The 24,898-nt window shown below is 67.9% G+C and carries 5 protein-coding genes; 2 read left to right on the plus strand and 3 right to left on the minus strand.

Annotation, left to right across the window (positions count from 1 at the left end; genetic code table 11):
* Window positions 1–512: 512 nt before the first annotated feature.
* Window positions 513–8,366, plus strand: a complete 7,854-nt coding sequence (locus M5D76_RS04470) for an InlB B-repeat-containing protein (protein ID WP_248922180.1) — start codon at window positions 513–515, stop codon at window positions 8,364–8,366.
* Between the two features lie 307 nt (window positions 8,367–8,673).
* Complete coding sequence (locus M5D76_RS04475; RefSeq protein ID WP_248922181.1) at window positions 8,674–9,111, plus strand: arginine repressor; 438 nt, start codon at window positions 8,674–8,676, stop codon at window positions 9,109–9,111.
* A 229-nt stretch (window positions 9,112–9,340) separates the two neighbouring features.
* Here the strand turns inward: M5D76_RS04475 and M5D76_RS04480 are convergent, their stop codons facing one another.
* The 3 genes from M5D76_RS04480 to M5D76_RS04490 form a co-directional block, all read right to left on the minus strand.
* Complete coding sequence (locus M5D76_RS04480) at window positions 9,341–11,491, minus strand: transglycosylase domain-containing protein (protein ID WP_248922182.1); 2,151 nt, start codon at window positions 11,489–11,491, stop codon at window positions 9,341–9,343.
* A 241-nt stretch (window positions 11,492–11,732) separates the two neighbouring features.
* On the minus strand, window positions 11,733–18,773 hold the full coding sequence (locus tag M5D76_RS04485) for an InlB B-repeat-containing protein (protein ID WP_248922183.1): 7,041 nt from the start codon (window positions 18,771–18,773) through the stop codon (window positions 11,733–11,735).
* 246 nt (window positions 18,774–19,019) lie between these two features.
* Window positions 19,020–24,803, minus strand: a complete 5,784-nt coding sequence (locus M5D76_RS04490) for an InlB B-repeat-containing protein (protein WP_248922184.1) — start codon at window positions 24,801–24,803, stop codon at window positions 19,020–19,022.
* Between the last annotated feature and the right edge of the window lie 95 nt (window positions 24,804–24,898).

Raw genomic sequence — 24,898 nt, forward strand, 5'->3', positions numbered from 1 at the left:
CTAGTTTCACCCACTAATCATATGGCAGAGCGACGCCGATTGCTGCTCAATTATGGGAACGGCGCTCTCATGGGGTTGCTGGGGGCGGGTCTCTTCGAGGCGAAGCGTGCGCTAGCAGACGATTCTCACGTGCTCGCAGCATCAATAGTTGAGTCTATTTGAGGTTCCCTTTAGCACCTGCTAAGGCGAGCCCATTGCGGATGAATGGCCCTTGTGGCATTCCTCGAGCCTCTGGCCGTCGCCATGGTCGGCCTCGTCGGCGCAGGCCAGGGGTTGCCCATGGTTGCGTTCCGCCTCGGATACGGTGCTGGAGCCGCTTTAGGGCTGGCGCCTGTGGTCACACCATCAGTGGGAAGGAGGGTCATCGCCCTGGCCTGAGGCATGGATCGTCCTGATTTGATTTGTGCACGGCGTTGAGCTCCCCGCGACCTCCGTACGCGGTTCGCATGTTGAGCATGGGGGCTTTTGCAGGATAAAATTTGTCATATATGTGCCAAAAGATTGGGACTCCCATGTCTGTTCTGAGGAAGTTCGCACTAGCTTTGGTCATGTTCTGCTTCGCCGTCGCCGGCGTTGCGACGCCTGCGGCGGCGATCGTGCGTCCCAGCGACGCGGCCGCCATGCATCGCCTGTACAACCCCTACACGGGCGAGCACTTCTACACGGCGAGCGTCTACGAGCGCGACGCGACCGTCGCCGCCGGCTGGAGCTACGAGGGCATCGGGTGGTATGCGCCCAAGAACGAGGGCGCAGAAGTGTACCGCCTGTACAATGCCTACGTCGGCGACCACCACTACACGCTGTCCGCCGGGGAGCGCGACGCGCTTGTGGGAGTGGGCTGGAACTTTGAGGGCGTGGGCTGGCTGAGCGACGCCAACGAGGAGGTTCCCGTCTGGCGCCAGTACAACCCGTACGCCCTGACGGGCGCCCACAACTTCTCGACGTCCAAGAGTGAGCACCTCAGCCTTTGCATGCTGGGCTGGCGTGGCGAGGGGATTGCCTGGTACGGGGCGGTTCCCGAGGAGGTGCCCGTGAGGGACATCGTGGCCGACATCTCGGGCGTCACGCTGCCCTGCGGGACCGTCTTCGACGCGTCCCCGCACATCCACATAACCCCGGAGGACCACAACGACGACATCACGTGGTCGAGCGCGGACCCGGCCGTGGCCACCGTTGACAACATGGGTCGCATCACGGCGGTGGGCGAGGGCGAGACCACCGTGGTGGTGCGCTCGTCGTCCGGCAAGGAGGCGACCATCCACGTCTACGTGCCGCGCGAGGGGTCCGCCGTCGCGTCCGGCCCCGACGAGGGCGCGCCCGCCCACTGGGCGAGCGTCTGGTCGTGCCATGGGGTGATCACGAGCTCGCGGGCGAGGGAGCTCATGGGGGAGGGCGATGGCTCTTCTCGGCGCCTCTATGGCCCCGAGGTTCTCAACGTGCGCGCGAGCGTGGACGGCCGGGGGCTTGCGTTGGACTCGGATCGCCTGGAGGACAGCCTGACGGAGGGGCAGATCGCGGCCATCTCCGCGGGCACGCAGGGCACCTACTCGCTGACGCTTTCGGCTCGCTCGGAGGCGGGCGTGCGGGCGAGCTTCGAGACGACCGTCACCATCGTGCCGGACGGCACCGTCATCGCCCGCGACAACGACGACGACCCGCGCCACAGCGCGGCGATTTTCGCGCACAAGCCCGCCGAGGCGTACCGGACGAGAGACGAGCTGGGACGCGACCGGCTTCTTGCGGACATGGGCGCGCGCCTGTGGGTCGACGGAGAAGAGCGGGGTGACCTCTCCGCGCTCTCCCTTGACGACGGCGGCATCGCCGCCACGTCGGCCGAGGGCGGCGTGGGCTTCTTCGAGGTCGCGCTCTCCTATGGCGACGACAACGTGAGCGCGCAGGCGAAGGTGTGGGCCGACCTCGACGGAGAGGCCACGATCCGGATGGTCGCCGCCTCCTCCACGGCCGGCGTCGCCGGCGGCACGGTCGAGCCCGTCGTCACGCACCTGCCGAGCAGGCTCGCCACCGACGCCGAGTTCTCCGCGACGGTCACCTCGGCGCAGCTGGGCTACACCTTCGAGGGGTGGTACGAGGGCGAGGTCGCGAGCGGGTCGCGTCCCACGGGCCGCATGGTGTCGAGCGAGCAGACCTTCCGCCCGACGGTCGAGAGCGGCTACTGGCCGGCGGAGGGCGTCTACACCGCCTACTTCAGGGCCAACACGGACACGCCCTACTCGGTCACCCGCTATGTGCAAAAGCTCAACGCCGCCGGGACCGACGTCATGGGCACCGAGCACAACCTGGACAACTTCGAGCGCTATGTGGACGAGGACGACGATGCGTCCTGGGAGGGCACCACCGGCGAGCTCACGAGCGCCGACGTGGGAGGCATCGAGGGCTTCGTGGTCACGCCGTTCGAGCAGAAGACGATCGCGGGCGACGGCTCCACGAACATCGAGGTCTACTACGAGCGCGAGTCCCTCACGCCGGCGCTTCTGCCCAACGGAAAGAGCGCGACGGTGCCCCAGGCCAACCCGACCGTCTACGGCGCCCTCGTGCCCAACCCGGGCAATCCCTCCGCCGTCGCGGGATATGACTTCACCGCATGGAGCCAGGACGAGTCGGGTGCCGACGTGTTCGCGTTCGGCAGCGACACCATGCCCGCCGACGGCCTGACGCTCTACGCGGACTGGCGCCCCAAGCAGTTCGTGGCCAACCTCGACGACAACGGCGGAACGGGCGGGCAGCAGACCTGCGACCTGGTGTATGGCGAGCGCCCGCAGAACGTCGCGGTGCCCACGCGCGAGCACTTCGTGTTCTGCGGGTACTGGGCGGGCGTGGTCGAGGGCGACGCCGAGCTCGACGTTCAGTACGTCGCGCGTGACGGCAGTTGGCTCCAGGACTTCACGGGCGATGAGAACCTGTACCTCACGGCGCTCTGGGCGACCGACGGCACGACCCCCTATACGGTCAACCACTGGACGCAGCGCCTGAACGCGGAGGGCGCCGACGTCGCCGGAAGCGAGCGCACGCCGGACAACTACGAACTCGTCGCGTCCGACACGCAGACGCTGCGAGGCGACGCGGGCAGCATGACGGCCGCCGAGTTCAAATCCTACGAGGGCTTCCGCGGCCACGCCTTCGCGCAGGTCCCGATCGCCGAGGACGGCTCGAGCGTGGTGGACATCTACTACGACCGCATCCCGTACGCGCTCGACCTCCAGGCAAACGGCCACGGTACGGCGCCGTCCGCGCGAACGGTCCCCTATGGCGCGCGCATAGTCGACCCGGGTCCCCCGACCGAGGTCACGGGCTTTGTCTTCTCGGGATGGTGCCTCGACCGCGAGGACGGAGAGCCCGTGGACTTCGCGACGCTCTCGATGCCCGTCGGCGGCCTCACCCTGTGGGCCAAGTGGGACGCGGCGGCCATCACGCGGTGGGAGACCATCGGCCAGATGATGGAGGAGGGGACGAAGCCCGTCCACGACGGCGCGGAGGTGACCCTGCCCGAGAAGCCCACCTACCAGGCCGGCTCCTGGCACGTGAGCGGTCCCGAGCAGCTTGCCTGGGTCTGCTATGCGGCGAACCACGGCCTGCTCCCGGCGGGCACCACGACCGACGTGATGCTTACCGGCGACTGCGACATGACGGGCGAGGCCTATGGCGGGACCAGCGACGAGCCCCTGCTCTGGACCCCCATGGCCAGCTTTGCCGGCACCTTTGACGGGGACGGCAGGACCATATCGAGGCTGCGCGTGTCCGAGGACGGTGCCGCGGCGCTCATAGCGACAACGACCGGTCCCACCACCATAAAGGACCTTGCCGCGAGCGACTGGACGGTCGAGTCCGCGGCCGCTGACGCCGCCGCCCTCGTCGCCCATGCGGGCGGCGACCTCGAGGTCACGGGCGTCACGGCCACCAACCTGGGCGTCTTTGGCGCAGGGTCGGTCGGCGGCCTGGTGGCCGACGCCGCGGGGACCGCGTGCCGCATCTCCGACGCCAACCTCAAAGGCGTCACGGCCTCGGGCGCGCGTGCCGGGGGCCTGGTGGGGCACACGTCAGAGGGTTGCGCGCTGGAGTGCGACGGGTGCGCTCTTCTCGACTGCGAAATCGATGCCGAGGCGGCTCCCTGCGGCGGCGTCTGCGGCCATGCGCAGGGCCGCGTCGACCTCAGGCTCGTGGGCGTCCAGCAGGGCGTGGTGAGCGCCTTTGGCTCCTGCGAGGACGGTCACGGGCGCGTGGGCGGCCTGATCGGCCACGCGGAGGCGCCCGTCACCATCGACAACGCCTACGCCACCTGCGAGATCAACGCCACGGACGATGCCGCCGGCCTGGTGCTGGCCGACGACGGGGTCCGCGTGGACGTCGCGCACGCCTACTTTGCCGGCGCCGTCACGGACTTCGCGACCTCGTGGGCCATCGCCTCGGGCGACGCCCGCTATGACGTGTGCTACTACGACGCGGACCTGCTTCCCACGTGCATGGACGCCTCCGACGAAGGCCTCACGGCGTACGCGACCGAGCAGATGTGCCGCCCCAGCACCGCGTTCTACCTCAACGGGTCTGCCTTTGGCAGCCCCTGGACGCAGGTGAACGCGCAGAACGCGGGCTATCCCGTGTTCGGCAAGCTGTCCGACGGCTCGCCCTACACGGTCAGGCTCGACTGCGTGCGCTCGAACGCGGGGGAGGCGGGCACGGACTCCCAGCGCGTCTGGTACGGCAGGCTGGCCGAGAAGATCGTGCCGCCTCAGCTGGACGGCTATACCTTCGAGGGGTACTACTCCGACTACGGCGGAAGGGGAACCAGGTACATCGACGAGAACGGCGACTGGCTCGTCCCCTGGGACAGGCCCGAGGGCGCGACCCTGCACGCCAACTGGAAGGGCAACACCATCGACTACGTCTTCCCCTACTCGTGGGCGAAGAGCTTGCCCCAGAAGACGCTCTTCGACCAGGGCTGGACGTTCTACAACACCGACGAGGCGAAGGCGCTTCCCTCCGAGGCCGAGGTGGGCGTCACGCCAGGTGCCAGGCTCGTGGGGTGGCGCATCGACAACGAGGGCGAGGTCCTCACCGAGCTGCCCGCGGGGCACAATGGTGGGGTGCGCCTGTACGCCTACTACGTCATGGGACCCGCCCAGACCTGGGGGCAGACCTACTTCCCCATGCGCGATCGCATTGACGGCTATCCCGAGCTCCCCACCTACGACGCGGCCTCGGGAAGGTGGAACGTGTCCACGAACCTCGAGCTCGCCTACGTCGTGGGTGCCGTTAACAACGGCCAGATCCCGCGCGGCCGCACCACGAACATGCTCATGACCGCCGACATCGACCTCACGGGCTCCGAGACCTACGCGAGCTCCCAGGGCGAGGTGACCCTGGGCGGCAGCTCGGGCAGCCCCCTGCTGTGGACGCCGTGCAACAACTACTCCGGCGAGTTCTCCGGCCTCGGTGCCGACGCCGCGGGGCAGGAGGTCGTGCACCGGCTCACCACGCTCAAGATCAGCAACGTCTTCAGCTCCACCTCCGGCGGCGTCCGCCATGGCGAGGGCTACTACTCCACCGGAAACGCCACTGGCATATTCAAGCGCCTGGTGAACGCCAACGTCCACGACCTTATCATCCAGGAGCCGAATGTCTATGCCCAGAACACCAAGAAGGCGGGACGCACGACGTTCTCGACCACGGCGACGCTGGCCGGCATCGCCGAGGGCTCCACGCGCATCAACCGCGTGGGCATCGAGGGCGGCTCGGTCTACATCGACCATCGCAAGTCGGTGCACAACGAGCGCGTCGCCGGCATGGTGGGCACGCTGCGCGGCAGGGCGTCCATGGAGGACGTGTACGTTCGCGGCACCAACGTGAGCACGCACGCGACCAACCACAACTGGCGCTACCAGAGCTCGACGGCCGCCGGCATCTGCGTGGCGTCGCAGGCGGGCGCGCGGGTGAGCAACGCCTACTTCCAGGGGGTCGCGCGCGCGGTCACCTCGAACGTGCGCCAGAACCGGTGCGGCGCGGTGCTCGCCACCACGGCGCTCTCGGGCAAGAGCATCAACAACTCCGGGGCCACGGTCGAGAACTGCTTCGTGGACACCTCGAGCTCGTTCAAGGGCAGCCGCGCCGACGGGGCCTGCGCGCGCGTGGCGCCCGCCGACCTCAAGAACAAGACGCAGGCCTATGTCCTCAACGGAAGCGAACTGTTTGCGGACTGGTCGACCACGCCCTGGTCGCGCGACACGGCCGTCGAGGGTGCGGCCAACGCGGGGTATCCCACCTTCGGCAGGCTCCTCGACGAGTCGCCCTACACCATCACGCTTGACAGCGCGGGCGCGGACGCGGGGCTGGAGGGTACGCGGCAGCAGGAGGTCTACTTCCTGCAGCGGCCGTCCAACATCGAGGTGCCGAAGCGCTCGGGGTACGTGTTCGCGGGCTACTGGAGCGGTGCGGGCGGCACGGGCAAGATGTACGTGGACAGTTACGGCGCCTGGGTCGACGACTGGCGCGAGCTGGAGCCCAGGGTCCTCCACGTCAAGTGGGTGAAGATCGACAACTGGGGCTCGGTCGGCAAGGCTGTCTATGACGCAGACTCCTCCATTGGCGCGGGAGACCCGCCGGCCTTTGACGCCGAAGCCGGCGGTTGGCAGGTGACGACGCCCGAGCAGCTGGCCTACGTCGCCTACATCAACACGAACAACAAGATCCCCGAAGGCACGGGAAGGACATTTGCCATCTGCGCCGACCTTGACATGCAGGGGCTGCGCTGGGGTGCTAGCGAGACGCAGGCGCTCGCGTGGGTGCCGATGGGCAACTTCAGCGGTGCCATCGAGGGCAATGACCATGTGATCTCGCACCTGCGAATGCCAAGCGGAAACAAGATCGGGTTCATTGGCATAGCACGCGGAGTCACGACCATGAGCAACCTCACGTTTGCCGACTCCTCCGCCTCCGGCGGAGACCGCGTCGCCATCGTCGTCGGACTCTTCCAGGCCTCGACGACGTTCACCAACGTCCACGTTCGCAACAGCACGGTCTATGGCTCCAGTGACGGCGTGGGCGCCATCAGCGGCGGGACCATGAGTGGAGGAGCTTACTGCTTCTACCAGTGTTCGGTCCAAGGAGGCTCGGTGCGGGGATCGGCTAGGTACTACACCGGCGGCTTCTTCGGAACGCTGTATAGCAGCTCCAGGCCCTACTTCGTGGCGGAAAACTGCTTCATCACCGCGTCGGTCGACGGGCGGAGCAAGGGCGGTTTCCTGGGAACGCAGTACCCAGACGGCAGGAAGTACAATGCTGGAGCCACAAGGGTCTCAAACTCCTATAACGCCGGACCCATCAACGGAAACATCATCACCCCCCTTGGCAGTGTCAGCAACTGCTTCTATGACAACTCCAAGTGCTTCGGCTCAAACAACGGCGCGGGCGGCCGCTCGACCGAGGTGATGAAGTCCAAGGTCATGGCCTTCAAGCTCAATGGCAACAAGCTCGGTGGACCCTGGACGCAGGACGACTCCATCAATGACGGATACCCCTACTACGGCGAGCTGACCGACTATCCCAAGCTCACCGCGACGCTCGACAACGGCGAGGGTGCGACGCCCGCCACCTCCACGGTGGAGGTCCCCTACACCCAGGTGCCCGACCCGCTCACCGACCTTCCGACCAAGGAACACGCCGAGTTCGACGGTTACTACAGCGCTCCCGGGGGAGGCGGAGACTGCTACGTGGATGCCACCGGCACCTGGCAGCGACCCTGGAACTTCGAGACGGACACGAAGCTTTACGCCAAGTGGGCACCCCTGGCCACCTACACGGTGCGCCACTGGCAGCAGAAGGTGAACGCCGACGCCACGGCCGTCGCCGGCACCGACCGCACCGTCACGGAACCGGTCGCGGAGGGCGAGCAGCCCACGTGCACCGACTACGCGCTTGCGCTGTCACAGACCCTCGAGGGCCGCGTCGGCGGGCAGACGTCCGCCGAGGCGCAGGACTATCCTGGCTTCGTGGCGCCCACCATCACGCAGACGGAGGTCCTCTCGGACGGAAGCGTCACGCTTGACGTGTTCTACGACCGTGCGACCTATACGCTGACGCTTGACGACCAGGGTGGCTCAGGTGGCCAGGGGACGGCGACGCTCACCTATGGTGTCAGGCCGCCATCCACCTATTCTGTGCCGGTGCGCGCGTCCGTTGACCCCTTGCTCAGCTACGAGTTCGCCGGCTACCATGCTGCACCCGGTCGCGAGGGCGACCAACTTATCGGGCCGACGGGCGCGGTCGTCTCCGGCAGCGTTCTTGCCGTGCCCTGGACCTCGACCCAGCCGTTGGTCGTCTACGCGGGCTGGATCGAGCATAGGACCGAGCCGTAGTATGCACTGGCCCATGGGACGGGGCTCGCCGTCCCATGGGCTTCGCCTTGGGCTCATGTGCGGGCGCGTCATCGAAACGGTCACGGCCCTGCTAGCCCATCGCCCGGCCTGCCCTGATTGGAAGTGATTGGATTCCGATGGACAGCGCAGGGCTTCTAAATTGATCGGAAGCGGAGCCACCGCCTGCGTGAAGACGGGGCGTTCTCGCTTGACATGCGTCAATATCTCTCGTAGTTTGAATCATACGTGCGAAAATAGACGTACTGATATTCATTTTTTGTTTAGCTAGTCCACTGGAGGCGGCCCTATGGTCAAGAGGCGCAACAATAGGCAGGATGCGATTCGAGACATCGTTCGCGGCAAGTCGATCCACACCCAGCGCGCCCTCGTCGATGAGCTTCAGGCCATCGGCTTCAACTGCACCCAGGCCACCGTCTCGCGCGACATCGCCGACATGGGCCTGCGCAAGCTCGCCGAGGGCATCTACGTCCTGGCCGAGGACCTCCACCTCCAGCGCATGGTCTCCGAGTTCGTCGGCACCGTCTCCAGGGCCGACAACCTCGTCATCATCAAGTCGCAGCCCGGCACCGCCCCCGGCGTCGCCGCCGCCGTCGACGCCGCCGCCCTGCCCGAGGTCATGGGCTCGGTCGCCGGCAACGACACCGTGCTCGTCGTCTCCGGCAGCACCGAGGCCGCCGAGGATCTCGTCCACCTCGTCAACAAGCTTCGCGACACGCGCAACTAGGCTCCAACCCGCACTGGGGTACCGTCCCCCGTGCGGCCATTACCTTGGAAGCGGTCCCTGTGGGACCGCTTTTCTTTTGGCTGCCTTCGCGCCACCCGAGGGCCGTCCGGGCAATGCCCTGCCTGATTGACGTCCGTCGGCAGGGGAGGGCCCCGAGCCCTCGACGGCCACAAGAAAGGCGCCCCATCCAATCGGACGGGGCGCCTCGGTGCTCGCTCTGTGCGACGGCCTAGTTGGTCGTCTGGGTCTGTTGCGTCGTGTCGGTGGTTCCGCCGGTCGTCTGCTGCGTCGCGTTGGTCTCGACCTGCTGGCCCTGGCTCTGGTCCTGAGTCTGGCTCTGACTCTGGCTCTGGGTGTCGCTCGACGTGTCGCTCGTGTAGCTCTGCGTCGAGTAGCTGTTGGAGTAGCTATTGGAGTAGCTGTTGGATGAGTAGCTGTTCGCCGACGAGCTCGTGTTCGAGAACGACCACGAGCTGTTGGGCTTGTAGTTGACGCTGCCGGAACCCTTCGGGAACTCGGCGCGCGCGATGCCGTTGAGCGCGTTGTTGACGAAGTCGATGTAGATGGGGACGGCGGTGTTGTACGGGTGGCCGTAGTCGCCGTAGACCATGACCGTGTCCTCCTGGCGATATCCGCACCAGACGGCGACGGAGAGCTGCGGGGTGATGCCGCAGAACCAGAGGTCGCGGTAGTTCTCGGACGTACCGGTCTTGCCGCCGACCGGCTGGTTGACCGTCATTTGGGCGGAGACGTCGTTGGCGGTGCCGACGCCGCTGGTGACGCCCTCCATGACGTCGATCGTGGCCGAGGCGACCTCGGGAGTGAGGACCTGAGACGGGGCGTCCTTGTGCTCGTAGACCACGTTGTTGTTGCGGTCGAGGATCTTGGTGATGGCGATGGCGTCACGGTGCTGGCCGCCGCTCGCGATCGTGGAGTAGGCCTCGGCCATCTGGACGACGGGGATGCCGACGGTACCGAGGGTGATCGAGTCGTAGGCGGGCATGTCGACGTCGACGCCCATCTGCTTGGCCATGCTGACCACGTTCGTCGCGCCGACCGCCTGGATTACCTGGGCGAAGGCGGTGTTGGACGAGACGGCGAACGCACGGGACAGCGGGATGTAGCCGTAGCTCGTGTTGCCGAAGTTCTGGACCTTCCATGCGGGCGAGAAGGTCATGGGCGAGTTGGAGTTGATGTAGATGTTGGGGTTCATGCCCTGCGAGATCGCGGTCGCGAGCGTGAACGTCTTGAAGGAGGAGCCGGGCTGGCGCTGTGCCTGCGTGGCGAGGTTGTACTGGTTGGTGTTGTAGTCCTTGCCGCCCACGATCGCCTTGATGTAGCCGTTCGTCGGGTCGACGGCGACCAGCGCGGCGTCGAGCTCGTCGTTGCCGATGGCGTCCATGCGGGCGGTCACGGCGTTCTGCGCGGCCTCCTGCGTGGCGGGGTCGAGGGTGGTGTGGACCTTGAGGCCGCCCTGCATGACGGTCTCGGAGTCGAAGTCCTCCAGCAGGAGCTGCTTGACGTAGTCGGAGAAGAACGGGTACGCGCCGACGGAATCCGCGAAGTGGCCCTCGTGGGTCACGAGCGGCTCGGCGCAGGTCGACTCGTACTGCTCCTTGGAGATGTGGCCCGCGTTGTACATGCGCTCGAGGACCTTGTTGCGCCTCGCGGTCGCGGCCTCGGGGTTCTGCAGCGGGTCGTAGGCCGAGGGCGACTGGGGGAGACCACAGATGGTCGCGGCCTCGGCGAGCGTCAGGTCGGCCGCGTCCTTGTTGAAGTAGGTGACGGCCGCCGCCTGGATGCCGTAGGCGCTGTGGCCGAAGTAGATGGTGTTGAGGTACATGTTGAGGATCTGGTCCTTCGTGTACATCTTCTCCATCTGGATCGAGATGTAGGCCTCGCGGACCTTTCTCTTGAGCGACTGCTCGAACTGCTCGTCCGACAGGACGGTGTTGCGCACGAGCTGCTGCGTGATGGTGGAGGCGCCCTCGGAGCCGCCGGTGACCTGGGCCACGGCCGCTCGGACGATGCCCTGCGGGTCGACGCCGTTGTGCTTGTAGAAGCGGACGTCCTCGGTGTCGACGATCGCGGTCTTGGCGTAGTCGGAGATCTTGTCGAGGTCGACCGAGCGGCGGTTCTGCAGGTAGTACTCGGCTATCACCGAGTTGTCGGCCGCGTAGACCGTCGTGGGCTCGGCCACGAGGTAGGCGTCGGTCGACGTGTAGTCGGGCAGGTCGGTGAGCCAGTTGCTCACCAGCGAGCTGAGCGACAGGAACAGCGCTGCCATGAGAAGAGCGACGAAACCGAAGACCGCTGCGATTCCGAACCCAACGATGTGGGTGCGGGAGTGCAGGTGGGCCCTGCGGATGCGGATGCTCATATGATTCCTCCTACTAGATACAGACGGAACTATTATAGAGAAGAAACCGAGCGGCGCACCGTAAGCGCCCGAAACGGCAGGTCTTCACACCAAATCAGAACGCATCCCTATCCGCCGCGCCGAAATGCGCCATCCATGCGCGGTCATGGCGTCAAGCGGCCGAGAAGAGCGAGGCGCCGCACGCCCCGCCATCTCGGGCATGCGGCGCCTCCGCGCTCGCTTCTCTGTCAACTGCGCCTCGCTACTGCGCAAGGCCGTACCAGGCGACGCCCTCGCCGCGCCATCCCATCTCGCACAGGGCCACGTGCTCGCCCATGCTGGTCGTGAAGTTGTGCGAGCCGGTCCGCGCGTAGGGGTTGTACTGACGCCACACGGGTTGAGCGCCCTGGTCGTCTTCGGGGCACGAGAGCCAGCCCACGCCCTCGTAGTTCCACCCTGCGGTAACCAGCACGTCGCGCTCCCCGGCGGACAGCGTGTAGTGGTGGTCCCCGCCGTAGGGGTTGTAGAGGCGGTAGACCGGCTCGCCCTCCTCGACGGGCGCCACCCAGCCCACGCCCTCGTAGCTCCAGCCCGCCGCGGCAACCGCGTCGCGCTCGAGGGGGCTCGCGGTGTAGAAGTGCTCGCCCGAGTAGGGGTTGTACAGGCGGTACATCACCTGTCCCGTGTCCCTGGGCTTCAGGATCTCGAACGTGGCCGAGGCCGTGCCCGCGTAGTTGCCCTTGAACGTGACGATGGCCCGTGCGGTGCCGACCTCCACGTTGCTCTCGTAGGTCACGTCGAAGTCGCGGCCGGCCACGAGCTTGACGCCCTCAAGCGTCACCGCGGGAACGGGCCTCTGGGGCGTTCCGTCGAACACGCAGTCGCCGACAGCCACGTCCGCCTCGCGCGCGTCGGCGGGCTCGATGGTCCAGGCAAGCGCGAGCACGTCGCTTCCGCCGCCCTCCCAGACCGATCCGTCGCTCACCGTGAACGTCGCGTCGTAGGTGCCCGCATCCGTGCCCGCGAGCTCGCCCGCGCCAGACCCCACGACAACGCCGTCGCCGTCGACCAGGTCGTAGCCCACGAGCGTGAAGCCCTCGGGCACGATCACCGGTGCGGCCTGCTCGGCTCCCGTGTACGTGAGCGCGCCTGACGTAGCGGGCCGCGGCACCACGCGCAGGTCGCGGTACTCCGCCGCAAACGCGAGGTCCGCGGCCGTCCCCGCCTCGACGCCCTCCTGCCAGGTGGCCCCGCCCGTGGGCCTCCAGCCGAGGAAGCCGCGCCTGTAGTCGTCTGCGCGGGCCACGGGCAGGTCGAAGCTGTCCAGCACGGTGAACGTGCGCGTCCAGGCGGCGCTGGGCTCGGTTACGTCCCAGCCCTCTGCGCCCACGAGCGAGCAGGCGTCGGCAGATCTCAGGGTAGCCCTGTAGTGGTTCAGGCTGTAGTAGTACCTCAGGACCGTCGAGTCGTCCCAGCTCACCGGCAGCGCCTCGCTCGTCTCGCCCGTCTCGCCGTCAAGGTAGCTCACGTACGCGAAGGAGTAGCCGGCGGGCGCCGCGGGCGGCTCGACGGCCGCCTCCGACCCCGCGTCCACCGCCTCGTGCGTGACGGTCGGTCCCGACTGTACGTAGGTCCCGTCGGCCTGCTCGAGCATGACCTGGTGGTCATAGGTCGCCTGGACGCGGTCGAACACATAGGCGAAGCTCACCGACAGGGGAACGCTCGCCTCCGTGCTCGCGGTGTTCTTCGTGATGGTCAGATACCCCGCGTCGATCGAGCCGGCGTCGTAGGCGAGCAGCACCGACACGGTGTAGGCCGGCGTCGTGGATCCGGCCGGGCAGAGCGAGACGGTCTGCTCCGTCGTGGCGCCCACGTCGACCTGGCCCGTGTTGCCGTACTGGTCGCGAACGGTGATCCCGCCATCGGCAAGCTTCCAGTTCCTGCTGTTGGGCTCGAAGCGCACGGTGACGTCGGCGATGGAGGACGCCTCCGTGGTGTCCACCGAGGCCGACGTTCCGCTTGCCCCGGGCGTCGCGCCCGAACCCTGGGCGACGCCCACCTTGCCGTTCTCGGCTGTGGCGCTCACGTACGGCATGATCGTGTAGTCCGCCGTGAGCGTGATGGTCGTGCCCTCGGCGAGCGCGGCGTCCTCGAGGCCCCACAGCTCGACGCTCGCATACGACGAGTCGGATCCGGAGGTGGCGCCCGCGGCCTGCGTGCCCGCGTGCTCCATCCCGTCCGCGCCCACGTACGACCAGGTCCAGCCGATCAGGCGGTGGTGGATGGTGCTTGCGCCGCTCGACTGGAAGACGTCGACGGGCGCGGTGACGATCTCGGGCGCGCGGCCCCCATAGGCCACGGACGCCGTCGTGACGTCGGGGTCCGTGTAGGCGAGAAGAGCGTCCTCTATGCCCTCGACGCCGGCAAGCTCGCTTGCAAAGTCGACGGGGTAGCTGCGGACCTCCCACTGCGCGTACAGGATCGCGGAGTCGACGTCCTGGTCCCAGGCGCGCGCGGGCGTCCCGTCGGCCCGGTAGTACAACGTGCCGCCGACCTCCGCGTCGGTGATGCCGGTGAGCGTGTGGCCGGCGCGGGTGGGAAGCCCCGAGAGCGCCGGCATCCCCTGGTCGTAGGTCGCCACGACGCCCGCGGGCGCGTTCGTGCCGCCGTTGGCGCTCACGGTGATGTCGCAGGACTTGGGCTGCCAGCGCGCGTGAAGCGTCGCGTTGCCCGGCTTGTCCCACGTGTGAGCGGAGGCACCGTCGCCGGCATAGTAGCAGGTGGCCTCGTCCTCGTCCCAGAATCCCAGGAAGTGGTAGCCCGTACGCTTCGGCATGGTCACGCCCTCGAGGGGCATGTCCGAGTCATAGGTGGCCGTCACGCTCGCCGTGCCGCCCGTCGAGGCGTCCGGGGCGGTCAGCGTCACCGTGTACTCGCCGGCCTTCCAGCGCGCGTAGAGCGTGGCGTCGCCGTCCTTGTCCCAGACGTGCGCGCTCGCTCCGTCCGCGCCGTAGTAGCAGGTCCCGCCCTCGGCGGCGTCGAAGTACCCCACGAATCCGTAGCCGATGCGCTCGGGCATCGTCGCCTCGGGCATGCCGGCGTCATAGGTCGCCGTCACCTTTGCGGTGCCCGCGGTCGTGGCGTCGGGCGAGAGGAGCGTGACCTCGTAGGTCCTGGGCGTCCACTGGGCATGGAGCGTGGTCGCCCCGTCCTTGTCCCACGCCTTCGCGCTCGAGCCGTCCGCCGCGTAGTAGCAGGTCCCGCCCTCGGTCGCGTCAAAGTAACCCGCGAAGTCGTAGCCGTTGCGCGCGGGCATCGTCGCCGCGGGCATGGCCGCATCAAACGTCGCCGTCACCTTGTCGGTGCCTGCGGTCGTGGCGTTGGGCGCCGACAGCGTGACCTCGTAGCTCTTGGGGGTCCACCGTGCGTGGAGCGTGGTGGCCCCGTCCTTGTCCCACGCCTTCGCGCTCGAGCCGTCCGCCGCGTAGTAGCAGGTGCCGCCCGTGGCGCTGTCCCAGTAGCCCGCGAAGTCGTAGCCGGTGCGCGCGGGCATCGTGGCTGCGGGCATGGCCGCGTCAAACGTCGCCGTCACCTTGTCGGCCCCCGCGGTCGTGGCGTCGGGCGCCGACAGCGTGACCTCGTAGTCGTTGGCCTCCCACTGCGCGTACAGCTGGTAGGTTCCGCCGTCCACGGGCGTCAGGTCGCTCACGTCCGCCTTGTCGCCCCAGCGCGTCCCCGACCCGTCTTCGGCCGTCGCCCACTCGTCGAAGGTGTAGCCCTTGCGCGCGAACGCGTTCTCCCTGAGGGGCACGGCCGCGGCGCCATAGGTGAGCTCCTGCGGCGCCATCGTCCCGGTGGCGCCCGAGGCGTTGGCGTTGAACTTCACCGTGTAGGAGTTGCCGGCCCACTGCGCGTGGAGCACGTTGTCGTCGGGCGTCAGGCGATAGGGGGCGCCGGCCGCATAGGACGAGCCGCCCCCGTCCGCGGCCGCGTTCCACCCCGTGAAGTGGAAGCCCTCGCAGGCAAAGCCGCACGATGCGGCCGCCACGCTGTCGAAGGTCCGTCCCGTCGTCGGCGCCGTCGACCCGGTGGCGGTCCTGCCGGCAGGCACGTTGGCCTCGTACGACACGCTGTCGTCCTTCGCCTGCCACATGGCGTGGAGCGTGGTCTCCGATGCCGCGGCCACGACCTCGCCTCCCGAGAAGAGTGTGCCCGACCCGTCGGCGGCCGTGTTCCATCCCGCGAAGGTGTAGCCGACCTCCTCGATGGGGTACTCTGCGCTGTCCGGGGAAGGCGTGGGCAGCACGGTGACGTCGCCCGGGTGTGCGACGGCCGGCAGCGTGAAGGTGACGTCTGTCAGCGTGGGCTTGAACTGCTTGGCGTTGTCCTCGTAGTTGGTCGAGAGCGACACGCTGGGCCCGGCCTCGTCCACGGCGTCGCCGTAGGCGGGGTAGAGGTCGACGTCGCCCTTGATGTCCACGGTCGTGGTGAGGAAGGAGCCCGCACGCTTCGCGGGGTCGGACTCGCGGCTCCATCCCAGGAAGCCCTGGGTCGCGCCGCCCTCGGTCCGCTCGCGCATGTCCGCGGGAACGGGGGAGAGGGGTACCTTGGAGTCCTCGACGTACTTCGTTCCCACGTTGAGCTCCTCCACCTCGGCACCCTCGTAGTCGTGGTAGGTCACCGTGTAGGCGCTGATGTCGAGCCAGCGCGCGTGCAGGGTGAGACCGTCCTGGGCCACGTTGTCGATCTCGATGCTCCAGGGGTGCGTCAGGGCGGAGTCGGTGTACCAGCCCGCGAACACGCGGCTTTTCTCGTCCTTGAGCTCTGCCTCGGGCTCGCTCACGTGGTTGCCGGAGGCGACGGTCACCGTGGCCGTTGTCGCGGCAGGGTCGTCGCCGAAGTGGCCGCCGTTGGCGTCGAAGGTCACGGTGTGGTCGACGGGCTTCCACCCGGCGTAGAGCGTGAGGTCGTGCTCGGGCATTCCCGCGTTCGCGATGTCGACGGCAAACGCGGCGCTCTCGGCCCCGTCGGGGTCCTTGGCCGCGGTCAGGTCGGAGAACCAGCCCTTGAACTCGTAGAGCGCGCCCGCGTGGTAGCGACGCGTGACGCCCACCTCGAAGTGCGGGTCGTACGTGGCAAGCGGCGCCTCGTACATGACGCCGCTCGCGCCCGTGGGAACGGCCTTGCCCACGACTCCGTCGCATTCCGCAAACGACAGCTTGTAGCTGCGCCTGGTCATGAACACCTCGAGGTCGTACACGCCGTCGCCGGTCACGTCCTTGATGTTGTAGATGGCCTGGGGCACGCCCTCGGCGGCCGTGATCTTCTGAAGCGTGGTTCCCTTGGTCGCGTATGCCCAGCGCTTGAAGCGCGGGGAGTCGCCGATGTCGTCGATGAGGCCGATGTTCCAGATGGACTCGAGGTTGACCTCGCCGTTACCGCGGTCCATGAAGAGGCGGTGCGTCACGGGCTCGCCGAAGGTCTTGGTCACGCCGCTGAGCGTGGCGGTCCTGGGACCCGTGCCGTCTGCGGATTCGTAGTAGTAGATGTAGTCCACAAGCTTGGTCATCTTGATCTTGCCGGCCGAACCCACGTACTGGGTGGTTCCGTCGGTGCCGTCGGCAAACGGGCTCTGGGGGAACGTGTTCTCGCCGCTTGAGTTGAAGTTGAACGCGATCCAGGTGCCGATGTTGTAGAACTCGAAGTAGTAGCGGTTCTTGTTTATGGCGCACTGGTCCTCGCGCGTCGTCAGGTTGAACGCGATCTTCTGCGGGTCCCAGAGCGATGAGCTCATGCCCCACTTGACGTATTTGTTGTAGGAGGACGAGGCCTTGGTGTAATCGAGCAGGTAGGTGTTCTTGCTGGCGCCTGACGGTAGCCTGTCCTTGTTGGTCAGGCGTGGCCTCACGCGGTCGCGGTTCCAGTAGATGTACTTGACGGCCGACCCGTCGGCGGCGATCGTCACCTGGGTGCTGTTGCTCGCGTCCGGCGCGGTGGTGTGCTTCTCGGCAAAGCCGAGGCTCGAGTCGTTGGCGCCCAGCCGGTGGTACTTGGAGATCTTGTAGGTGTTCCAGGCGCTGTCGGGAATGGGGTCACCCGTCTTCCCAACCGTTGAGCTGTTGCAGATGGACGCGTAGCGCGTGTAGACGCCCTCGCCGGGGCCGCCCTCGGGGCCCTCGACCATGTGGACGATGGTGTAGGGCGTGTCGGTGCGCGCCACCCACTTGGCGTGCAGGGTCTGCTCGCCCTCGAGGCGGTACGTGTCGCCCTGGCCCTCCGCGGCCGCGCACGTGACGCTGCCGTCGTCGTTGACGGTGGCGGTCACGACTTGCGTGCCGGCGCCGCCCGCCTCGGTGTACCAGCCGGCGAAGTCGTAGCCGGGGTTCCAGCCGTTCACCAGGTACTCGCCAGACGAGATGAGGTCCTCCATGTCCACGTCGAAGATGGGCCCGGTGGCGCCTTCGGGCAGGCTGCCGAAGACGCGGGGCACCCCGCTCACGCCCTCGCCGGCGTCGAGCGTGATCCACGTGCCCTGAGCAAGGATGGGGTAGAGGGTCGTGTCAACCGTGATGCCCGTCGCGGTGGTGGAGGCGCCAAATGTGCGGCCGTCCTCGGTCTCCCATGCGACGAGCTTGACGTTGCCCACGGCCTCGAACGGCTTGGGGTCGACGACGCTCAGGTCCACGTTGCCCTCGGCGTCCGTGACGAGCTCCGCGGCGACGTTGTCGCGCAGGTCGACGTTGCCCTTCGTCCCCTGGCGCAGGTATACGCGCTGGCACGTGTGCCACGTGGGCACGATCTCGCGGCGGTACAGGCTGACGTCCTGCATGGTGCCGCTCCCGTCCGCCACCTGGGTCACCTCGGGCGTGAGCCCCGCGGTCAGCGCTGCGATCTGCCCCTCGGTCAGCGCCCCGTCGAGGCACCCGAGCTCCTTGAGGTTCACCGAAGCGTCGTCCTTGGCCACCCACGCGTCAAGGGTGCTGTTGCGACTTTCCGGAACGGGACTCGGGACGTCGAGCGCCTCGCCCGCGTGCACGATGCGCCGCTCAACGACGACGGCGCCTTCTCCGCTCGAGCTCATGAACGTGAGCTCGATGCGCCTGCTCGCGCGCTCTCCCGTGACGGGGTAGACGAGCGGCGACGTCGCCTCCCCGGACTGCACGCTAAGCCGCTCGACCGTGGCGGCGCGCAGTCGTCCCGCGCTCCCGCCCGCGGCATAGGCCGGCTGTGCGAATACGCAGGCGGCAAGCGCGAGCGCGGCGACTCCGCGAAGGGTGGATACGGCAAGGCCCTTGGTGTCCATAAATGCTCCCCACATGAGCCAATTACAGTATTCTTTTATTGTACGGACGCCCCCGCTGTACTCGGCGATTGTGCGTGCCGAACGTGCACTATGAGGGGTGGAGCGGGCGAGAGGGAGCGTGCCTTGGCGACCCTGGCCGCACCCTGGCGGATGCTCTCCCTCCCTCGTCGCGGCAGACACATGCGCGGGCGGCGGGCGGCACCCTTGCCTCCCGCCGCCCGCGCGGCCTCCATGTACGTGCGCCCGCTATGCCAGGCCGTACCAGGCGACGCCCTCGCCGCGCCATCCCATCTCGCACAGGGCCACGTGCTCGCCCATGCTGGTCGTGAAGTTGTGCGCGCCGGTCCGCGCGTAGGGGTTGTACTGGCGCCACACGGGTTGAGCGCCCTGGGCGTCTTCGGGGCACGATAGCCAGCCCACGCCCTCGTAGTTCCACCCTGCGGTAACCAGCACGTCGCGCTCCCCGGCGGACAGCGTGTAGTGGTGGTCCCCGGCGTAGGCGTTGTAGAGGCGGTAGACCGGCTCGCCCTCCTCGGCGGGCGCCACCCAGCCCACGCCCTCGTAGCTCCAGCCCGCCGCGGCAACCGCGTCGCGCTCGAGGGGGCTCGCGGTGTAGAAGTGCTCGCCCGTGTAGGGGTTGTACAGGCGATACATCGCGTTTCGGCCTGCCGGCTGCGGGTGCTCGCGCCACTGCGCGTACAGCAGGTCGCCGCCGGCCGAGAGCGCGAGGGTGTCGCCGGGCGCATAGGCCCTGCCCCCTCCGTCCCGGGCAGTGTTCCACCCAAGGAAGTCGAAGCCGTCGCGGGCGAAGCCGCAGTCGGCGACCAACACTTCGTCCCCGGCGTGCCCCGGCTGCGCGGGTGTTTCTCCCGAGTCCGCGCCGTTGCCGTCGTAGGCAAGCTCGCCCTGCGGGTTCCATTGGGCGTAGAGCACGTCGTCGCCGCCGGTGAGTACGTAGGGCGTCCCGACCTCGTACCAGGTCCCTGAGCCGTCGGTGGCCGTGTTCCAGCCAACGAAGTCGTGGCGGTCCCAGTCGAAGCCGCATGGCTGCACCTCGACGGGCTCGCCTGTTGCGGCCGTCTGCGGCTCCATCGTGCCCTGCGCGAGGATGCTGTTGGCGCTGTACGCCAGGTGGTCGGGGGCGATCTCGAAGGGGACGACGGCTGTCAGCTCGGAGTAGTTGTCGGTCCCGGGCGTGTGGGCCCGCATCTCGTAGAGGCCGACGGCCTCGGGACGCTCGGGGACCCACGCGTCCTCGCCAGCTCCCCGCTGGCGATAGGAGTGCTGCGCGGTTCCGAAACGTGACGCGCCCCGGGGCTCGCTCGGTGCCTGGCCGGCCACCCAGCTGTCCATGGCGGGCTCCTGCGTCCACGTGTTGGTGGCCTTCTGGATGGTGACGGTGCCGGCGGCACCGACGAGGTCGTAGTTCGCCGCCCTGGCGCCGCTCACGTCGGGCTCGATGGTGTAGGTGCCGACGCCGCTTCGCTCCGTGCAGCTGAAGCGGTAGGTTACGCGGCCGTCTATGACCACGCTTTCGGGGGTGTCGCCGGCAGCGAGGCCCGAGAGGCTGTAGCCAGCGTCCGTGGGCACGTCCCCAAAGGACAGCGTCACGTCGTTGGCGGTGAGGGTGAGCGGGGCCTTGGCGATCTCGTACGCGACGGGCTCGCTCTGCGCGCCCGCGTAGTCGTCGGTCGCCTCGATCGTCGCCCGCACGTAGTGCGTCCCCGCCGTCAGCGGCGCCTCGGGCGCGAAGGGTCCCTCCTTGGCATCGGCGTAGGCGAAGGTGGCGGTCTCGGTGCCGAAGCCCGCGATGCAGCTCGGCAGCGCCTGCACGCCGCCGTAGGTCCAGTCGTCCATGGCCGCGCTCACCGCGTTCGCCGCCTGGGTGATCCTCCAGGTGGCCGTCGTGCCGTCGGCGGGGAGGGCGTAGCTCGCGGCGTTGGCACCCAGGAGGCCCGTGGCGCTGGCCGTGTACTCGCCCGCGTGCGTGGCGCTCGTCCCCGCCATGTCGCACGCGATCGCGTCGCTTCCGAACGCGTTGGTGACCCTCGCTCCCGCGTACGTGCGCACCGACCCCGTGTAGGCAAGCTCCGTGGCCTCGGACCACGCGAGTGTCACGACGCGACGGTTGACCGTCAGGGCGCCCGCCCTGTACGTCACGTCGTAGTTGTCGTAACTCAGTCCCGAAGGCACGATGCGGTAGGATCCGGCGGGGCTGCCGGCGGCGTAGGGCACGTCGTCGCGCGTCTTATAGGAGAAGGACAGCCCGGCGGTCCCCAGGCTCTCCTGCGTGTCGGCGCCCCTCAGCCCGCTGAGCTCGACGCCTTTGTTGGCAGGCTCTTCTCCATAGTCAATGGAGGCGGGCAGCGCCTGGCATGTCAACGGCGCCTTCGTCACGACCAGGTCGACGTAGCCGGCCTTGGCGCCCTCGTCGGGCATGTAGCTCGCGGTTCCTTGGACATAGTAGTAGGCGCGCTGCGTGCCCACGTTCGTGAGTGATGGGGCTTCGGGCGAGCCGGTCGAGTAGTTGTCGTCATTGAGCTGCGTGCTTGACCACCAGACCTTGACGCCATCGGCAATGGCGGCCTCGGGAGCCAGGGTGACGGCGGCTCCGTGGGCGCCGCCGTCGTAGGTGCCGCTCCAGCCCTGTGGGCTCACCGCGAGCGTGGCGGCGCTCACGCGATAGGTTCCCTCGACGACGCTGACCTCGTAGTTGTCGTTCGAATCGTAGCCGACCGTGATGGGGTAGGTACCCACGGTGGTCTTGTCTGCCGTCGTCGTCGCCTGGATTTCGCCGAGGTCGCCTTCGCTCGCGAGGTCTCCCGTCATCGTCCACTGCAGGGGCGCGAGATTCTCGTCCTTTCTGCTCGCCGCGTTTTCGGCCGTGAGCGTCACGGGCCGCTTCGCGATCTCGAACGTGAGCGTGACGGGCGCGCTCATGGCGTGCTCGCCCATGCCCGTGACCGTCACCTCGGCCGTCCCGACGTCGACGTTGTCCCTGTAGTTGAGCTCGAAGTCGACGTCCTTGGTAAGCGCGGCCCCGTCCCAGCCGGTGACGTCGGGCACGGGCTCCTGCTCGCTTCCGTCGTAGGTGAGGTGCGCGTCCAGGGTGGCGGACAACTCGTTTGCGGACCACTGGGCGTACAGGACGTCGTCGGTCGGGACGGCTATCGTCTCGCCGAGGTCGAACGACGTTCCCCTGCCGTCGGGCTCCGTGTTCCAGCTCGCGATGTGCCGCGCCGGAGCGGTCGCCCCCGCAAGCGTCGTCGGGAGGGAGGCCGTGGCGTTCGCGCGCTCGACCTGGAGCGTGCGCGTGACCTCCGGCGGGGTGACGTCCGGCGGGTAGTTGGACGCGAGGGTCACGGTGGGGGCGCCTGGCGCGACGTCCCCCTCGGCGGCGCCCGGCATGGCGTCGCCGTAGACGGCGTACAGGTCGGTGTTGCTGGTGATCGTGAAGGTCTGCCCCACGATGTGGGACGCGTTGTCGCGGACGCGCGACCATCCCAGGAACGGCTTGTCACCCGCCGGCGCGAGCTCTCGGGCCGCGACGGTGACGCTCGCCCCGTAGCGGTAGCGCTGCGCGTCCGCGCCCTCGATGGGTGTCCCGTCCTCGGCCCTGTACGTCACGCCGTAGACGCGACCCTTGACCCACTTCGCCCAGAGGGTGGTGGGCTCCTTGATCGTGGAGGAGTCGAAGTTCCAGGCCTCGGTGAGATCCTGGTCCCTGTACCAGCCCACGAACGTGTACTCTACGCCGCCCTCCACCTTGACGGGCGTCGCGGGGCGCGTGAGCAGGGACCCGCTCGCCACGGTCTCCACCAGCGTCGGCTCGCCGCCGGCGAAGGCGCCGCCGTTGGCGTCGAACGTCACCGCGCACGACATGCTCTCCCAGCCGGCGTAGACGACGAGGTCCGCGGCGGGCATTGTGGCCGTTGCGAAGTCCACCTTTTGGGCCTGCGACTCGGGCCTCGTGGGGTACTCGGCGCTCGCGTTGTCGTAGAACCAGCCCCTGAACACGTAGTTGACGCCGCCGACCGTGCGCGTTGTCTCGCCCTCGACGAACCCGGGCGAGCACGCGCGTCCGAGCGTCTCGCCGAACTGCACGCCCTCGACCGTTTGTGGCGCTTCTGCGTCGTGCACGCCAGTGGTGTTTGAGAAGACGATGCTGTGGCGCGAACGGACCTCGAACGCCTCCACGTAGCGCACTTTGCTGCCGTCGGCGCGCGGGCGCGAGACGCCGTCGCTCTCGGGGTGCGTGCCGCGGGTCATGCCGTAGTTTTGCTCCTCGTGCTTGGCGCCCACCGTCCACCCTGAGGAGTTGATTGTGCCGTCGGACTTGCGCACGCACCACGACACGTATTCGCCGTTCACGGGCACGTACCCCCAGGAGTTGTTGTCGCCTGTCGTGCAGAGGTGGTCGTCGGTGTGCGAGTAGACGAAGCGACGCTTCTCGCCGACTCGCTCTAGCGTGACCATGTGATCGCAGTCCGGCTCCGAGTCGAGGAGCTCGTGGTAGACGTCGTACTCCTGGAAGTGGTTAATGGTCTTGTTGTAGCGCTCAAGGGTGATCGTGCTGCCACGGCCGAACGGAAGGGTGGGAAGGGTCGTGTTCGAGCCGCTTAGCCCGCCCAGGAAGAGTGTGTATCCCTTGGTGTTCTCGGCATTGCCTCCATGCCACGCAACCGTGGCGGGAAGCTTGCTCCAGGATGTCTTGTTGCGAATGGAGCTGTCGGGGTCATAGTCGTTTGGCCCCTCGCCCCATTTGATGGTTCTCGTCGTATTGGGATTGGTGAACCTGATGACCCAGTAGGTGCGGTCGTGGTATACGTTGACCACGGACGAGCCGTCGGCCTCGATGGTGTCGCTGCCCACTGGGCAGTCGGTCCGTCCCGTGTGGGGTGCGTCCAGCGCGTAGTAGTAGCCGATCCGGTACGAGTGGCCCGACCAGCCGCCGGCGACGCCGGGAGCGGCCCCGGTCTCGCCCGTGAGCAGCTCCTTGCCGTACTGCGTGTAGGTGCCGTTGCCGGGCGTGCCGTCGGCCCCCTCGACCCAGTGAACGACGGTGTAGGGCGTGTCGGTTCGCGGGGTCCACTTGGCATACAGGGTCGTGTCCTGCGTGATCTGCCTGTCGGCCTCCACCTTGTGCTCGCGCCCCGCGTCCTCGTACCAGCCCTCCAGGCTCCAGCCCTGGTGCCAGCCGCGGTAGCCCTCGTCGTAGCTGTCGGTGTCTTCGTGATACGCGTCGCCAGCGAGGCTCTTCTCGGTGGGGAGACTGTCGTAGGCGAGCGTGCCCGCGCCTGAGCCTGCGTCGGCAACGAAGAGCGCGTCCAGGGGAGGGGCGCCCCCGCCGGTGTCGAGCGTGACCCAGAATCCGCTCGCAAGGCGCGGGTAGAGCTCGACGTCGGAGGTGAGACCACGCACGGTCGCGGTCGTCGCGTATGAGGCCGTGGGCTCCGCGGCTGCGCCGTCGTAGCGGTCCCACATGGCGAGCTTCGCGTCCACGCCCTCCACGATGGGCACGTATGCCCGCGAGGCCGCTGTCAGGGAGGCGGAGCCCGCGCAGAGCGTCGAGTACGAGTAGACGTCGGCGAGGGAGGGGTCCTCGGCGCACTCCTCGCGCGTGTACTGGTGGAACGAGACGGTGTATCCGTCGGCGTAGGATGGCTGCGCCTCGACAAGCGAGAGGTTGTCGCCCGTGCGCGACCCCATGTCCCCAAGGGCGGCGATCTGCGCGGACGTGAGGGGAGTGCCGAGGTATGCGGTCAGGTCGCTCGACCCTGTTTGCCAGTGGTGGAAGACCTTGCCGTCGCCCGCGGCGGGGGAGGCGGGCGCCTCGAGGGTGTCGCCCTCGTGGACGATCTGCCGCGACGTGACGGCGCCGTCGGCGACAAAGCTCACCTGCACGCGTGGCTTCGCGCCTTCGCCCGTAACGGGGTAGGCGCTGCCGCTCGCAGCGGCGTAGGCGATCGAGGCGCAGGCACAAACAAGGACCAGGAGGGCGGAGAAGAGCCATGCATGTTGCTTCGGCATGTGGGCCTCCAGTGCATCACGGACGAAGAGTGCATTATTCTTCAATGCTAGCATGCGGGTTTGTGCCGATTAGCTGCGCGTCTGCCGTGCGGCAG

The organism is Olsenella intestinalis (genome assembly GCF_023276655.1).
Taxonomy (GTDB): Bacteria; Actinomycetota; Coriobacteriia; order Coriobacteriales; family Atopobiaceae; genus Olsenella_J; species Olsenella_J intestinalis.

Bases quoted from the DNA above. Each gene is read 5' to 3' on its own strand.
- M5D76_RS04475 (WP_248922181.1), top strand. From the start codon at position 8,674: ATGGTCAAGAGGCGCAACAATAGGCAGGATGCGATTCGAGACATCGTT.
- M5D76_RS04470 (WP_248922180.1), top strand. From the start codon at position 513: ATGTCTGTTCTGAGGAAGTTCGCACTAGCTTTGGTCATGTTCTGCTTC.
- M5D76_RS04480 (WP_248922182.1), bottom strand. From the start codon at position 11,491: ATGAGCATCCGCATCCGCAGGGCCCACCTGCACTCCCGCACCCACATC.
- M5D76_RS04490 (WP_248922184.1), bottom strand. From the start codon at position 24,803: ATGCCGAAGCAACATGCATGGCTCTTCTCCGCCCTCCTGGTCCTTGTT.
- M5D76_RS04485 (WP_248922183.1), bottom strand. From the start codon at position 18,773: ATGGACACCAAGGGCCTTGCCGTATCCACCCTTCGCGGAGTCGCCGCG.